General features: G+C 70.7%; 13 protein-coding genes. All 13 read left to right on the top strand.

Going from position 1 to position 15,550, the window contains the following annotated elements:
• Positions 1-2 precede the first annotated feature (2 nt).
• The 13 genes from ACZ4M5_RS15725 (at position 3) to ACZ4M5_RS15665 (ending at position 15,540) form a co-directional block, all read left to right on the top strand.
• The gene (locus tag ACZ4M5_RS15725; RefSeq protein WP_467736993.1) at positions 3-1,472 is read left to right on the top strand and encodes a hypothetical protein; all 1,470 of its coding nucleotides are present in this window, start codon (positions 3-5) and stop codon (positions 1,470-1,472) included.
• 11 nt (positions 1,473-1,483) lie between these two features.
• Complete coding sequence (locus tag ACZ4M5_RS15720; RefSeq protein ID WP_467736991.1) at positions 1,484-2,986, top strand: 4-hydroxyphenylacetate 3-hydroxylase N-terminal domain-containing protein; 1,503 nt, start codon at positions 1,484-1,486, stop codon at positions 2,984-2,986.
• Positions 2,983-6,018 (top strand): flavin reductase, encoded by a 3,036-nt coding sequence (locus tag ACZ4M5_RS15715; RefSeq protein ID WP_467736989.1) that lies wholly within the window; start codon positions 2,983-2,985, stop codon positions 6,016-6,018. The genes ACZ4M5_RS15720 and ACZ4M5_RS15715 overlap by 4 nt, the downstream gene beginning before the upstream one ends.
• A complete protein-coding gene (locus ACZ4M5_RS15710) occupies positions 6,015-7,067 on the top strand; it encodes a phenylacetate--CoA ligase family protein (RefSeq protein ID WP_467736987.1) in 1,053 nt (350 codons plus the stop codon). The genes ACZ4M5_RS15715 and ACZ4M5_RS15710 overlap by 4 nt, the downstream gene beginning before the upstream one ends.
• Before the next feature lie 69 nt (positions 7,068-7,136).
• Positions 7,137-8,075 carry a carbon-nitrogen hydrolase family protein gene (locus ACZ4M5_RS15705; RefSeq protein WP_467736985.1) on the top strand — a complete coding sequence of 313 codons (939 nt, stop codon included), beginning with the start codon at positions 7,137-7,139 and terminating at the stop codon, positions 8,073-8,075.
• Positions 8,072-8,860, top strand: coding sequence for a carbon-nitrogen hydrolase family protein (locus tag ACZ4M5_RS15700; RefSeq protein WP_467736983.1), 789 nt, complete (start codon positions 8,072-8,074; stop codon positions 8,858-8,860). The genes ACZ4M5_RS15705 and ACZ4M5_RS15700 overlap by 4 nt, the downstream gene beginning before the upstream one ends.
• A 1-nt stretch (position 8,861) precedes the next feature.
• Positions 8,862-10,043: a tyrosine decarboxylase MfnA gene (gene mfnA / locus ACZ4M5_RS15695; protein ID WP_467736981.1), complete on the top strand. Its 1,182-nt coding sequence runs from the start codon at positions 8,862-8,864 to the stop codon at positions 10,041-10,043.
• The gene (locus ACZ4M5_RS15690) at positions 10,040-10,894 is read left to right on the top strand and encodes a carbon-nitrogen hydrolase family protein (RefSeq protein WP_467736979.1); all 855 of its coding nucleotides are present in this window, start codon (positions 10,040-10,042) and stop codon (positions 10,892-10,894) included. The genes mfnA and ACZ4M5_RS15690 overlap by 4 nt, the downstream gene beginning before the upstream one ends.
• Entirely contained in the window at positions 10,891-11,667 is a 777-nt protein-coding gene (locus tag ACZ4M5_RS15685; protein ID WP_467736977.1) for an ABC transporter permease, read from the top strand. Before ACZ4M5_RS15690 ends, ACZ4M5_RS15685 begins: the two co-directional genes overlap by 4 nt.
• Positions 11,660-12,634: an ABC transporter ATP-binding protein gene (locus ACZ4M5_RS15680; RefSeq protein WP_467736975.1), complete on the top strand. Its 975-nt coding sequence runs from the start codon at positions 11,660-11,662 to the stop codon at positions 12,632-12,634. The genes ACZ4M5_RS15685 and ACZ4M5_RS15680 overlap by 8 nt, the downstream gene beginning before the upstream one ends.
• The gene (locus ACZ4M5_RS15675; protein WP_467736973.1) at positions 12,631-14,013 is read left to right on the top strand and encodes a coproporphyrinogen-III oxidase family protein; all 1,383 of its coding nucleotides are present in this window, start codon (positions 12,631-12,633) and stop codon (positions 14,011-14,013) included. The genes ACZ4M5_RS15680 and ACZ4M5_RS15675 overlap by 4 nt, the downstream gene beginning before the upstream one ends.
• Entirely contained in the window at positions 14,000-14,707 is a 708-nt protein-coding gene (locus tag ACZ4M5_RS15670) for a class I SAM-dependent methyltransferase (protein WP_467736971.1), read from the top strand. The genes ACZ4M5_RS15675 and ACZ4M5_RS15670 overlap by 14 nt, the downstream gene beginning before the upstream one ends.
• Positions 14,707-15,540, top strand: a complete 834-nt coding sequence (locus tag ACZ4M5_RS15665) for a carbon-nitrogen hydrolase family protein (RefSeq protein WP_467736969.1) — start codon at positions 14,707-14,709, stop codon at positions 15,538-15,540. Before ACZ4M5_RS15670 ends, ACZ4M5_RS15665 begins: the two co-directional genes overlap by 1 nt.
• Positions 15,541-15,550: the final 10 nt, after the last annotated feature.

Raw genomic sequence — 15,550 nt, 5'->3', positions numbered from 1 at the left:
CAATGGCAAGCCTGGACGATCCGGTGACCGCCGACATGTGCCCCGCCGGACGGAGGACGACCGAACTGGGCCCGGTGGCCGAGAGCTACGACCAGCTGCACCGCATCGACCTGCTGGGTGAGGCACGGGCCGCACGGGGGGTGCCGGAGGGAACCTACGACTCGACCGTCTGCGCCGTCCTGCAGGCCTCGGAGGTGTGTCTGCTCAACCTCGCCCGGCTGGCGGGCCGGACACAGCAGTGTCTGCTGGCCGACGACATCCCGGCCGCCTCCCGGTACGTGCAGTGGGCCGTCGGCTTCCACCGGCTGCTGCGCCGGCTCGGCACCGTGGTGTTCGACGTCCGCAGCGTCTTCGGCGCCGGCGCGGCGGCGGGGCCCGCGGCCGTGAGCATCTCCGGGTCCGCCGGCTACGCGGCCTACGTGGAGTCCCTGCGCGGACTTGAGGACGTCGCCAAGGGCACACTGCTGGCCGGTGCGCCCGAGCTGACCCGCACCACCATCGCCACCCGGAGCATCGACGACTCGCTGTACCGCGTGCTGCACGGCATCCGCACCGCGTGCCACGACGCGACAAAGTGGGAGAGCGACCTCACCGCGGTCCCCGTCGGGGTGAGCCGGAGCACCGACGAGCTGATCTCCGCCGAGACCCTGGCCCGCGCCGTCGCCGCGACGGAGCTGGACCCGGGCACCCTGCACGGCGAGTTCGTCGCCCTGCACCAGGTGCCGGAGATCCTCTGCGCCGAGGCGAACGACCACCTGGAGGTCGCGATCAGGGCGATCCGCGCCAAGACCCTGAGCCGGGCGGCGCAGCACCTGACGGCCTGCCGGGAACTGCTCGACCCGGTGGTCGAGGCGCAACGGGTGATGGCCGAACACCTGGCGACGGGGGAGTACCACGGCTTCCGCACCAACCTGGGCCCCGCCAGCGGCACCCACTCGCTGTCGATCAAGCAGCACATGTTCCGGGACCTGTTCAAACACCTGTGGAACGACCTGGGGGCATGGCTGGACTCGCTCGGCGGGTCCTCGCTCGAGGAGACCCTCCGGGACATCGACGCACAGCGCCACGACGACCCGGAGGCATGGCTGCGGCACACCGTGGTCGACCAGGCGTTCAAACTGCACACCGCCCACCAGCAGTGGCGGCACGAGCACCTGCACATGCCCCGCAACTGCCTGGGCAGCGGCGGCACCAAGTCCATGATCGGCATCCCGGACGGCCCCCAGGCCGTCTACAAGATGCGGGACGCGGCCAACGCCCAGCACGCGCTGGCCACCATCCACCGGGCACGCCGCACGCCCCTGACCAACTCCGTGCCCGACTCGCCCCTGGCGAAGCTGATCACCGACCCCAGCTCCCTCGACTCCGAGCTGATGCGGGTCGTGGGCGAGGCGACACGCGAGTACTTCCCGCAGGTGCAAGAGCAGAGCTACCAGCCCTTCCGGTCGGGTGCGGCCGAGCGGAACCCGTAGGAGCGCGGACGGTGACCACCACACGACCCACGGCCTCTGACAGCGTCATGCCCACCGACGAGACGACCTCCGCGCCGGGTTCCCGCACCGGGGCCTGGCGGGGAGCCGAGTACATCGCCAGCCTCAAGGACGAGCGGGAGGTCTGGAGCGACGGACGCCGGGTCGACGTGACCGGCGACCCGGGCTTCACGCCCATGCTCTCCACCCTGGCCGGCCTGTACGACGCCCAGCACCTGCCCGACCGGGCGGACGAGATGCTGTACCGGTCGGAGACGTCCGGGAACCCCGTCAGCCTGTCGTACCTGGCGCCGGCCGACCGGGAGGGCCTCGGCCGCAAGTGGGCCAACTCCCACCGGTGGGCCGAGGCCTCCCACGGCCAGCTGTCGCGGATCCCCGACTTCATGTCGAACGTCGTGGTCGGCCTGTACGACTTCCGGTTCGAACTGGCCAAGGTGAACGCCGAGTTCGGACGCAACGCCGAGAACTACTACCACCGCTGCCGCGAGAACGACCTCACCCTCACACACGGCCTGGGCGACCCGCAGATCGACCGCTCCTCCACCCCTGCCGACCGGCCCGAGCTGGGACTGCGAGTGGTACGGCGCGGCGCCGACGGCATCGTCGTGCGGGGCGCCAAACAGATCGCCACGCTGGCGCCGTACGCCCACGAGGTGCTCATCTACCTCTCACCCGCCAACTACCTGCGTGAAGACCCCAGTTACGTCTGCTGGTTCGCCGCCCCCCTGGCCAGTCCCGGCCTGCGCGTCCTGTGCCGCCCGTCCTACGCCGACGGTTCCGGCGGCCTCTCGGCGCGCTACGACGAGCAGGACGCCATGCTCGTGTTCGACGACGTGTTCGTCCCGATGGACCGGGTGTTCCTGCTCGACGACTCCCGGACGGCCGTCCGGGGCTTCGGCGAGCTGAACAAGTGGTCTCTCTACACCGGCCAGGTGCGCTACTACCACCGGCTGCGCACCATGCTCGGGGTCGCGTCGCTCCTGGCACAGGCGATCGGCGTCGACACGTTCCGCCAGGTCACCGACCTGCTCGGCGAACTCACCTCGTACGTGGAGATCGTCCGGCTCGGCCTGGCCGCCGTCGACGCCGAGAGCCGGCCCACCGCCTCGGGGCTGCTCGCCCCGGGTTCCACGGCCGCGCTGGACGCCGTCGCCGGCCGCTTCTCCACCCGCGCCTCGGAGATCATCCGGCAGATCGGGGCCTCGGGCCTGATCATGCAGCCGTCTCAGGCCGATCTGGGGACGTCCGAGCTGCGCGCGGTGCTGGACACCTACATGTGCGGACGCGAGATGGGCGTGGACGAGAAGTCGCGGATCTTCCGGCTCGCCGCCGATCTCGCCGTCGACCGGTTCGGCATGCGCCAGGAGCTGTACGAGACCTGGAACCGCGGTGACCCCGCCCGGGTCCGCTCGATGCTCTACACCCGCTACCCCGACCTGCGGCGCTGCGAGGACCGGGCCCGCACCCTGGCCGAAGGGCGGAACGACATCACATGAGTCTCGACAGCATCCGGCTCGAGGGAGTCACCACCCACAACCTCAAGTCGGTCGACGTCTCCTTCCCCAAGGGACAACTGGTCGTCGCCGCGGGCGTGTCCGGATCGGGCAAGTCGTCCCTGGTCATCGACACCCTCTTCGAGCACTCCAAGACGCTCTACCTGGGGGCCCTGTCCAGCAAGTCCCTCGACATGGGCGACGGCGACTACCACTTCGACCGGATCGCGGGCACGCAGCCGCCGGTGGCCCTGCGCCAGCGCGACGGCGGCTCCTCCAACCCCCGTTCGACCGTGGGCACGCTCACCGGACTCGACGGCCTGTACCGGCTGCTGTTCGGCGCCGGCTCGCGCCCGGTCTGCCCGGCCTGCCTCGGCCCGACCGGCGCGGACCTGTTCTGCGACGACTGCGGCTGCTTCGCCGAACCGCACTCCGCCAAGCACTTCAGCCCCAACCGCAAGGAGGGCAAGTGCCTCCAGTGCGACGGCATCGGCGAACTCGTCGGCTTCTCCCTGGACCGGATCATCCCGGACCGGTCGAAGACCCTCACCGAGATCTGGGACGGGGCCGACCCCGGCACCTTCGCCGTCCCCAACGTGCGCAAGGCCTTCGAGGCGATGGCCGCGGACATCGGCCTGGACCTCGACGTGCCGTTCGAGAAGCTGACCGCGGAGCAGACCGAGCGGGTGCTGCACGGCTCGGACACCGTCTACACCCTGAAGATCCGCAAGGTCACCAACGACTTCCGCTTCGAGGGCATCCTGGGCTTCCTGGAGCGGGCGTACCGCAACGCGTCGTCCGCCGCCCGCAAGAACGCCTTCACCAACTACCTCGGGCGGGAGGTGTGCCCGGCCTGCCACGGCGGCAGGCTGCGCCCCGAATCGCTCAGGGCGACCGTGGCCGGGCACACCTTCCCCGACTTCCAGAGCGACGAACTGTCCCGCTCGATCGCCCGGCTGCGGGATGGACTCGCCTCCGGGGACGTACCGGCTCAGGTCCGCGAACTGGCCGCCGCGATCGTCGAGCAGAGCACCGACATCGAGGACGTCGGCCTGGGGCACCTGCAACTGCGGCGGCCGGTGACCACCCTCTCCGGCGGCGAGCTGCAACGGCTGCTGCTCGCCCAGCACCTGGCCAGCGACCTGACCGGCGTCATGTACGTCCTGGACGAGCCCACCGCCGGTCTGCACGAGGCCGACACCGGCAGGATCCTCGACTCGCTGCGGCGGCTGCGCGACCTCGGCAACACCGTCATCGTCATCGAGCACGACGAGTCGGTCATCCGCGCCGCCGACTGGATCGTCGAACTCGGACCCGGCGCCGGATCCCGCGGCGGTGAGATCGTCTTCGAGGGCCGCTACGCCGACCTGCTGAAGTGCGCCCACTCCCCGACGGCGACCGCCCTGGCCTCGGACGGGCCGGCTCGCACCGCGACGGACCTGTCCGGGGCGCCGTGGCTCGAGGTGCGGGGCATCACCCGCAACAACGTGCTCGACCAGACGGCCAGGTTCCCGCTCGGCGCACTCACGTGCGTCTCCGGGGTGTCCGGCGCGGGCAAGAGCTCATTGGTGGCCGGTATCCACGCCGCCGTCTCCCGGGCCGTCGCCCACCGGTCGGCCGGCGTGGTGGACGGGGACGCGGTCGTCGAGGGCGCCGAGGCCCTGGACGACGTCATCCACGTCGAGCAGCGGCCGATCGGCCGCTCCAGCCGGAGCACCCTCGTCACCTACATCGGCATCAGCGACCACATCCGCGACGCGTTCGCCGCCAGCGCCGAGGCAGTGGAACGCGGGCTCGGGCGCGGTGAGTTCAGCCCGAACGTGGCCGGCGGCCGGTGCGAGTCGTGCAAGGGACTCGGGCTGGCCGAGATCGAGATGACCCTGTTCAAGAGCGAGTTCATCGTCTGCCCCGAGTGCGAGGGCCGCCGCTTCCAGGAACACGTCCTCGACGTGCGGCTGGACGGCAAGAACATCCACGACGTGCTGTCGATGACCGTCGAGGACGCCCTCGCCTGGTTCGACCCCGAGCGCAGTCCCAAGGTCGTCCAGGCGCTCGGCGTCCTCAGCGAGTTCGGCCTGGGCTACCTGCAACTCGGCTGCTCGACCACCACCCTCTCCGGAGGCGAGGCGCAGCGGCTCAACCTGGCGGGCGAACTGCTCAAGCAGCGCCGCAGCCGCACCCTGTTCATCTTCGACGAGCCGACCCGCGGTCTGCACACCGCGGACATCCGCCACCTGCTGGCGCTCTTCGAGCGGCTGATCTCCAGCGGCAACACGATCGTCGTCATCGAGCACAACGTGAAGGTGATCGCCCTGGCCGACTGGGTCATCGACCTCGGGCCCGGCGCGGGCCGCGAGGGCGGCCGTGTGGTGCACAGCGGGACGCCCGGCGAACTCGCCGCCGACCCGGACAGTGTGACCGGCCGGTTCGTGCGCCGGCTGCGCGGCGAGGACGCCGCGGCGCCGCCGGGGCCCGCACCCGGGCAGGAGCCGCTGGTCGGCGCGCCACCGGACCTCGGGGTGCTCGGCGAACTCCTGCCCCGGGCCGTCACGGTGGTCGCCGGCACGACCCGGCAGTCCGAAGGGCAGGGGCCGACACCGTACGGCCTGGTCATCGGTTCGCTCACCGTCGTCTCGGACGAGCTCGCCCTGATCGGCTTCCTGGTGCGCTCGGGCAGCACCAGCTGGAACGCCATCGCGGACACCGGCCGCTTCTGCGTCAACATCCTCGGCGAGGACCAGCGCGCCGTCTCCGAGGCCTTCTCGCAGGGCAGGCCGGACAGCCGCTTCGACGCCCTGGCCTGGACGCCCTCGGCCAACGGCTGCCCGCGGCTGTCCGACGCCCTCGGCACCATCGACTGCAGCCTGAAGTCGTCCTACCGGATCGGCGACCACGAGTTCGTGCTGGCGACGGTCGTCAGCGTCGACATGGAGACCGGCACCGGACGCCGGCCCCTGCTGCGGCCCGCACAGGGCGACAGCGCTCTCGACGACTACGGGTGGCGCCGGTTCGCCCGGGAAGCGGAGGCCCGGTGACGACGGCCGCGTCCATCACCACGCACTACGAGCAGTTCCTGGCACTCCTCGACCGCGACGCCGGCGACCCGCTGCCTCCCCCCGCCGCGGCGGACGGCCGGGCCGCCGTCCGCGCCCGCTACGGCGAACACGTCGACGCCTCCGGCGGATCGCAGCCGATCGTGCTGACCCGCGACGAGTGGATCCACAACCAGATCGACCTCACGCTGGCACTGGGCACGCTGCTCACCGAGGACGACGTCGTGGTCTCGGCGGTGCCGTACGAACTGTCGTTCATCGGTGCCGAGGTGGACCGCGTGATCGAGATGGTCGGCGCCTCGGTGATCAGCGTGGGGACCAGCGGCACCATCTGCCCGATGGCCCGCCTGCTCGGGTTGATCGAGCAGTACGAGGTGACGGCCCTGGTGTGCTCCCCGGGTTTCGCCGCGGAGCTGGCGGGCCTCGCGGCGTCCCTCGGGAAGCGGCCGCAGGACTCGACGGTCCGGACGATCGTCTGTGTGGGCGAGGCCTGCTCCACCGAGCGCCTCGACCGCATCGGCGCCACCTGGGCGGCGCGGACCTCCGCCCTCTACGGAACACCGTCGGCACCGACCGTCGCCGTGGCCTGCACGGAGGGCGCCCTGCACCTGTGCGACCACCGGTTGCGGGCACGGGTGCGCGGCGGACGGCGCGGTGAACTGCTCCTGGACGGCGCCCCGACGGGCGAGGCCGTCGAGCTGTGGCCGGCGGACCACCGCTGCGCCTGCGGCTCGGCCAGCCCCGTCCTGGTGCCGCTCGGCAGCGTGTCCGCGGCGGTCCGCGGACCGGACGGACTGGTCACGGCGCTCGACGTGGAGCGGATCGTGTTCGGGCACCGGCGCCTCGCGCCGCACTTCGCCTGTGTCCTGCGGGACGGCACCTTCCACGTGACCTGCGCCGTGACCGACCCCCGCGCCGTCGACCTGGACGCGATGCGACGGGCCGTGCGCGGCGGCATCGGCGAGGCGCTCGGAGTCGAGGCCGAGGTCACCGTCGTCGGCGCGCAGGACTGGAGTACCGCCACGTCATGACCCGCACCCGGCCGCGGCAGGCAGCCGCCGCGGCCGATCCACCGGTGGCATCCCGAGGAGACAAGACGCATGAGGGTAGCGGTAGTACAGACCCAGTGGGTCGACGATCACGAGGACGGCCTGCGCAACGCCTACCAGGCGATCGAGGACGTCTGCGGTGCCGGCGGCATCGACCTGGTGTGCTTTCCCGAGTTCCTGCTCGGCCCGCCGTGGTACATGCCGGGGCAGGACGGGCGCAGGGGGCTGACCGACACCCCCATCCCGGGGCCGGTCGTCGACGGGTTCCAGTCCCTGGCCCGCAAGCTCGACACCCACATCCTGCTCGGTTCGCTCGTCGAGGACATGCAGGACGGCATGTACCGCAACACGTCCCTGCTGATCGGCCGGCAGGGCGTGATCACCGGGCGCGCGGTCAAGGCACACGCCTTCGGCAACGAGATGGTGGTGTGCCGCCAGACCGACTCCCTCGGAGTCCTGTCGACCGAGTTCGGGCAGATCGGCATCGCCGTGTGCTCGGACTTCTGGATCCCCGAGGTCGTCCGGATGCTGGCGCTCGCCGGGGCGCGGACGGTCTTCGTACCCGGCGGCACGCTCGGGCAGAACCAGCCGCTCATGGTGAACGCCCTGCGCACGGCGGCCTACCTGAACGACGTCACCATCGTCTACGCCAGTTCCGTCGGCGTCGTGCGCGGCAGGCGCGGGGACCGGCTCGTGGAGATCCACTTCGCCGGCACCAGTCTGGTGGCCGGTCCCCAGGGCGTGATCGCGCAGGCCGGCAGTGACGAGCCGGAGACCCTCGTCGTCGACATCGAGGAGCCCGCGGCCGGCGACGGCCGCCGCTGGCAGCACCTGCGCAGGCCCGAGGCGTACGGGGCGCTGCTGACCCCGTACGTCGGAGCGGACCGGGACCTGGCGGCCGAACTGCGGGCGAGCCTGACCGGGGGCGGCGGCCCGCAGCGGGGCGGGCCCGCCACCGCGACCAGCACACAGGAGGGGACTCGTTCGTGACCATCTTCGTAGCGCAGCACGCCCGCCGGGCCACACCGGAGGCGACGGCCTCCGCCGTACTCGACGATCTGGACGGCCGGGTGACCGACCAGGCGACGTTCGTCGTCCTGCCCGAGAACGTCTTCACCACCGGCGACGACGTCCGGGCGCTGCCCCTGCCGCTGCGCGAGCGGTGCCTGGACCGGCTGTCGGCCCTGGCACGCACCCGCGGCACCTATGTGCTCACCGGCTCCTGGGCGGAGGAGGGGCCCGGCGGCACCCTGGTGCAGGTGTCCAGGCTGCTGGATCCGGACGGAGCGGAGTGCGTCCGTCTGGAGCGACCCGTCCTCGCCGACGGGACGACCGGCACCGGCGACGACTTCCCGGTCGTCGAGACGCCCTTCGGCAGGGTCGGCGTGCTCCTGGGCCCGGACTTCTGGCTCATCGAACCGCCCCGCATCGCCTGCCTGACCGGCGCCGAACTGCTGCTGGTCGCCGGCTCGCTCGACGGCACGCAACAGGAGTCTCAGCGGGCCGCGGTGTGGGGCATCGCGACCCTCAACACCGTCGCCGTCGCCTTCGCCGGGTCGCTGAGCGGGCGGTGCGGCGGGGGCAGTGCCGTGGCGGTGCCCGAGGGGTTCCTCGCCGAGGCGGGAACGACTGAGGAGGTCGTGGAGGCGCCCTGGGACGTGGCGAGGATCCGGACGTTGCGCGAGCCCGACCTGCGGTTCCAGCAGACCCTCTGGTTCGGGCTGTGGGCGCGGCGCACCGAGCTGTACACGGACCTGACGGCGCAGGTGAGCTGAGATGCGCACAGCCGGTTCCCCCGCCGACGACGTCCGCCGGCGCATCGCCGCCGAGATGGCGGACGACGTGCCGTGGGAGAGGGTGCTCAACTCCATCTGCACCGAACCCCATCCGCTGGGTGTGGAGATGGCCTCCGCCGCCGCGCACACCAACCTGGGCGACGTGCGCATCTTCCGCGGCACCAAGCGCATCGAGCGCAAGGTCGTCGGGCTGCTGCTCGACCTGCTCGGCAACCCGGGCGGATCCGGCAGCCTGGTGTCCGGAGGGACCGAGGCGAACCTGATCGCCATGCTGGTGGCCCGTGAGTCGGCCCGCGCCCGGGGGCGGCTGACCGACCGGCCCGAGGTCGTCGTCAGCAGCACCGTGCACTTCTCCTTCACCAAGGTCTTCTCCCTCCTGGGGCTCACACCGGTCGTCGTGCCGGTCGACGAGTCGCTGCGGTTGCCGGCCGCCGAGGTGGCCCGCAGCATCGGCGAGCACACGGTCGCGGTCGTCGCGACCGCGGGCAGCAGCGAGTTCGGTGTGGTGGACGCGGTCGACGAGATCGGGCCGGTCGTGGCCGGGCGTGGCGTCCACCTGCACGTCGACGCGGCCACCGGCGGCTTCATCATCCCCTTCGCGCGTGAACTCGGGCACGACCTGCCGCAGTTCGACTTCACCGTCGAGGGCGTCGACTCGATCACCATCGATCCGCACAAGTACGGACTGGCCAACGTCCCGGCGGGGGCGATCCTGTTCCGCGGCGCACAGGACGCCGGCCGTTTCGCCGTCGACTCCTTCTTCATCGACACACCGGTCCACCACACCCTGCTGGGCACCCGCCCCGGCTCGGCGGCCGTCTCGACCTACGCCGTGCTGGAACACCTCGGGCGCGACGGCTTCCGCGACCTCACCCGCACCAACTACGAGGTGACGCGCTACCTGGTGGACGGACTGCGGACGGCGGGACACGAGCTGTTCGCCGAACCGCAGCTGAACATCGTCGTGGTCACCATGCCGCACGCCGTGCGGATCTCGCAGCTGCTGGAGGCCCGGGGCTGGATCGTCTCCACGTCGAAGCGGTTCGGCGAGACGCTGCGGCTGGTCGTCACCCGCCACGTGACACCGAAGACGGTGGACGAGTTCCTCCCCGAGCTGGAACGGGCCTGCCGGGACGCCGCTGCCGAGGTGGCGCCGCGATGAGCCTCTTCCGTGGCGCCCGCACCCGGCTCGCCGCCCTGCAGATGCGGATCGAGCCCGGGCAACGGGACGACAACCTGGCGCGGGCCGCGAAGCTGCTGTCCACCGCCCGCGAGCGCGAGGCCGACCTGGCGTGCCTGCCGGCCACCTTCGCCACCGGCCTGAACTTCCCGACGCTGCGCACCGACGCGACCGGCGAGGACGGCCCGGTCGTCGAGTTCCTCGCCGAGCAGGCCCGCACCCTCGGCATCCACATCGCCGCGGGCGTCCTGCTCGGCGCGGGGCGGGACGTCTACGACGCCGCCGTCCTGGTCGGCCCCGGCGGGAACCCGCTCGGCTGGTACCACCGCGCCTGCGTGTGGGCGGGTGAGTCCGCGTACATCTCCACCGGCTCACCCGGCGAGGTGATCGACACCCCCGTCGGGCGGATCGGCCTCCAGGTCAGCTACGACCTGCGCTTCCCCGAGGCGAGCCGGCAGTACCTCGCCCAGGACGCGGACCTCGTCGTCTGTGTGGCGAACCTCTTCGGGCCGTTCTCCCACCCGCTGCGCTCCCTGTGCCGGGCCCGGGCCGCGGACAACGAGTGCGCACTGGTGTTCGCCAGCGGGGTGGGGGAGAACCGCTTCGCGAACATGACCTACGTCGGCCGCAGCATGATCGTCGACGGTCTGGTGCAGGACGCGCGCGAGGACCGGGACGCGGACATCCTCGCCGAGGCCCCACCGGGCAGCGGGGAAGCCGTGATCCACGCGGACGTGCACTGGCGGCAGCGGCGCAAGGTCCGCGCCGGGCTGCCCTTCCACGACGACCTGCGCGCGACCTGGACCACGATCCACGGGGGGCGCGCCGGATGAGGGCCACGCGTATGCAGCCGGAGTCCGGCTGGCTCGGCGACGTGCTCGGCCTCGTCGCCATGGACATGCGGCAGTTCTTCGACAACCGCCTGTTCGCGGTGTCCACGCTGCTGACGTCGGTGTCGATGGTGCTGGCCTTCGGGGCGGCGACCGACCAGATGGTGAGCCCGGCCCCGACGGCCGCCAACTACTTCGGATTCGTCTTCCCCGGCATCATCGGCGCCGGTATCATGTTCAGCTGCACCTACACCGTCGGCTACACGGTCATCATCGACCGCAACCGCCGCACCATCGAGGACCTCATCCTCTCCCCGCTGTCGTACTCGGGGTTCCTGCTCGCCCGGATCATCGGCGTCGTCCTCAAGTGCCTGTTCCAGTTCGTGCTGGTGCTCCTGCTCGGCGTCGGCGTCTTCGACGCCCGCATCGAGTCGGTGCCGATGTTCACCCTGGGCTTCTTCACCGCCTGCACGGCCTTCGCCGGGCTGGGCATCCTCATCGCCACCTACACCAACGAGATCTCCTTCCCGGCGGTGGTCAACATCATCGTGATCCCGCTCATGTACTTCGCCGGGATCTTCTTCCCCCTCGACAACCTCGGCACCCTGGGCGAGGTCTTCGACAAGCTGCCCCTCGCGGTACACGTCGACATGTTCCGCGCCGCCACCTCGCCGGACGTCTCGGCCACCGGGGCGTCGGTGCTGGCGGTGGCCTACTCGGTCCTGGCCCTGTCCGTCGCCGCATGGGCCTTCCGCAGGAGGATCGGCCATGGCTGACTTAACGAACGCCGCAGCACCGGTCCTGTCGGTCACCCGCCTCGACCACCGGGTGAGTCCCGACTTCGCCCTGCGCTCCCTCACCTTCTCCGTGCACGCGGGTGAAGGCGTGGCCATCATCGGCACCAACGGCGCCGGCAAGACCACGCTGATCCGGCTCGTCGCCGGCCTGCTGCGCCCCTCCGGCGGTGAGGTGCGCGTCTGCGGCACCCCGCCCCGCCGCTGGGGCCAGGTCGGCCGTCACATCGGCTACGTCCAGCAGGCCAAGGACCTCCCGGACGGCGTCAGCGTGGAGACCTACGTCAAGCACCAGCTCAAGCTCCGGCGGGCGGACCCCGGCCGCTACGAGGAGCTGATCGCCCTGGCCGGCCTGGAGCAGTACCGGCACCAGTACGTGCGCAGTCTGTCCGGCGGCAGCCAGCGCAAGCTGCACGTCATCTGCGCCGTGGCGCACCGGCCCGACCTGCTCATCCTCGACGAGCCGACCACGGGCCTGGACCCCGCGGCGCGCGAGACGCTGCTGGAGCTGCTGGGAAGTCTCAAGAAGGACGGCGTCGGCGTGCTCTTCGCCAGCCACCACCGCGACGAACTGGTCGCGCTGGCCGACTCCGTCGTCGTGCTCCACCAGGGACGGCAGGTCCAGGACGCCTCGCTCGACGCCGTGACCCGGTGGGGTGAGCGCTCCAGCCTGATCCTGGAGGCCTTCACCGACACGGATCTCGCCCGGCTGCGCGACTGGGCCGGGCAGCAGGCGCAGGCCGGCGGCCTGATCCGCAGCGCCGGCACCGCGGACCAGGGCGTGCGGCTCGACCTGGCCGACGGCGACCACCAGGGCACCCTGGCCGAGGTGGTCGCCCGGGCCCACACAGCCGGCCTCGCACTGCGCTCCGCGTCCTATTTCCAGCCCACTCTGGCGGACGTCGTCCGTTCCATCGTCGACCGAGTCGAACCGGAGGACATCGCATGAGCATCACCACCACGACCACGAGCATGCCGTTCTGGAAGGAGTACCCGGAGCGCGACAGCGAGTGGGTGCGGCAGTACCCGACCAAGCACGTGCCGGTGAACGAGGACGAGGTGTTCACCCGCAAGCCCATGGGCGTCTACGTCCACATCCCGTTCTGCAACCGCCTGTGCTTCAGCTGCCCCTACATCAAGCACCAGACGGACCGGGACCTGACCCGCACGTATCTCGACGCGCTGAAGGCGGAGATCACCAACTACGCCGAGCGGCCCTACATCCAGGACCACGTCATCACCCTCGGCTACATCGGCGGCGGCACCCCGACCGCACTGACCGCACCCCAGCTCGACGACCTGCTGGGCCACATGTACAGCAGCTTCGACGTCGAGGAGGGCGCGGACTTCTCCATCGAGACCACCCCGGTCGACATCACCGAGCGCAAGGCCACCGTCCTGCTGGAGCGCGGGATCCGGCGCATCAGTCTCGGTGTGCAGACGTTCGTGCCGGAGGAACTGAAGAACATCGGCCGGCCCAACGATCCCGAGATGCTCAAGGAGAGCATCAGGCTGCTGCGCCGGTGCGGCTTCGAGAACATCAACATCGACCTGATGCACGGCATCAACGGGCAGACGATGGAGAGCTGGGAGCACAGCCTCGACGTCGCCATCGACCTCGGGGTCACCTGCATCTCGTTCTACACGTACATGGAGTTCGCCCAGGTCTCCACCAAGCGCAGGAAACTGCCGCCGGTGCCGGAGAAGGCCGTGGTCGACGACATGTTCCTGTTCGCCGCGGAGAAGCTGTCCAAGAACGGGTTCCTGGGCTACTACGGCGACTGCTTCGCCAAGCCCGGCTACCAGCCCAAGTACGGCGAGACGTCCTGGAGCGAGGACATCCCCATCATCCCGCTCGGCCCGACCGCCACCGGGCACCTGCGCGACCACTGGTACTTCAACGAGCCCGACATCGGCCGCTACATCCAGACCGTGAGGGAGGGCCGGCTGCCCATCTCCATGGGCAAGCACATCACCAAGTCGGAGTCGATCCGGCGCTCGATGGTCCTCGGGGTGAAGGCCGGACGGGTCAACCGCGAGCGCTTCCGGCGCATCCACGGCGTGGACTTCATGGAGATGTTCCGCGCCGAGATCGACGACCTCATCGAGAAGGAACTGATCACCGCCGACGAGAACGGCATCGAGGTGACCGGCCCCAAGGGCTGGTACTACCTGGACAACATCTCCAAGGCGTTCTACTCGCCGGAGTACCGGCGCTACCCGCAGCACCTGGGAGCGGACATCTCCAACTTCATCTCGCGCCAGCCGATCCCCTTGCAGCTCACCACGCGCCCGAAGGACGAGGAGGCCGGCTGTGACCACTGCTGAGACCCGACTGCTGAACCTCAGCGAACGCGTACCGCAGGCCTCGCCGCACGACGACATCGACCAGGTGCGCTTCTACGACCTGGGCATGCGCCGCTCCGCGCTGATGGCCTACAAGCGGCCGAGCGACCGCATCCTGGCGCACGTCCGCGAGGGCATGACCGACCTGGTCGAGGTCGGCTTCAACACGGGCCTGCTGTCGCTGCACGTCGCCGGGAAGCTGCCCGATCTGGCCGTGTCGGGGGTGGAGGAGAACCAGAACCTCGTCGACGTCGCCGAGGACAACCTGACGCTGGCCGTGTGGGCCAACAGCGCCGGCGACGTGGAGTTCGAGATGGCCAAGCTGAACCGGCTGCCCTTCCCGGACGACTCCGCCGACATCGTCTTCTCGTTCTCCTCGCTGCACCGCTGGCGCCGGCCCGTGGAGACGCTGAAGGAGTGCGCCCGCATCTGCAAGCCCGACGGTGTCGTGATCATCGAGGACATGAACCGGCACGCCGAGGAGGGACACATCACCTTCATCCTGCAGTTCGTGAAGGAGGGCGGCGACGAGTTCATGCGCTCGTTGCAGGCCGCCTACACCCGGGACGAGGCGGCCGAGCTGCTGCGCGAGGCGGGCCTGGCGGACTGGCAGGTGGTCGAGGAAGACCTCGGCCTGGTGATCTCCTCGCGCCCCCTCGAACCGGTGAGCATGTGATGCCGGGGACGAAGATCGCCGTGGTCCAGATGGAGTCCAAGCTCGGCAAACCGGCCCAGAACCTGCGGCGCGCCGAGCACTACATCGGTGAGGCCGCCGCGCAGGGCGCGGACCTGATCTGTCTGCCCGAGGCGTTCTCCACCTCCGGAAACATCCTGGAGGTCGCCGACGTGTCGGTGCCCGTCCCGGGCCCGGAGACCGCGTTCCTGTGCGAGCAGGCGCAGCGGGCCGGTGTGCACCTCGTGGCCGGCCTGCTGGAGCGCGGCGACGACGGCAGGTACTACAGCACCTCGGTCCTGTGCGGCCCCGAGGGAACCGTGCTCGGCCGCTACCGGCGCGTGCACTGCCACGAACTGGAGGCCCGCTACCTCAGCGGCGGGTCCGAATACCCGGTCTTCGACGTCGAGTTCGGGCGCATCGGCCTGATGCAGGGCTACGACATCAACTTCCCGGAGGTCGCGCGGGAGTACTGCCGTCGCGGGGTCGACGTCATCGTGTGCTCCGCGCTCGTGCCGGAGATGTTCGCCTACGTGGCGAACATGCGCCTGCCGGTCCGGGCCGTGGACGCCGAGTGCGTCGTCGCGTTCGCGTCCGGGATCGGCAACAACCTGTACGCCGGATTCGGCTACATGGGGCGCAGCCAGGTCCTGGCGGACCCGCTGTTCCTGGAGGCCGAGCGGTTCGACTTCGTCGACGGCGACGAACGGATGGTGGACCTCGGAAAGGAGCCCGGAGTCGGCGTCGTCGAGGTCGACCTGGACCGCATGCGGCGCTACCGCACCAAGGCCACCCTGAGCGGCGATCTGCAGCCGGCGACGTACTGGCAGTCCTGACGAGAGTGAA

The sequence above is a fragment of the Streptomyces sp. NPDC026246 genome (assembly GCF_055567995.1).
This window is presented reverse-complemented; position numbering and strand designations above follow the sequence as displayed.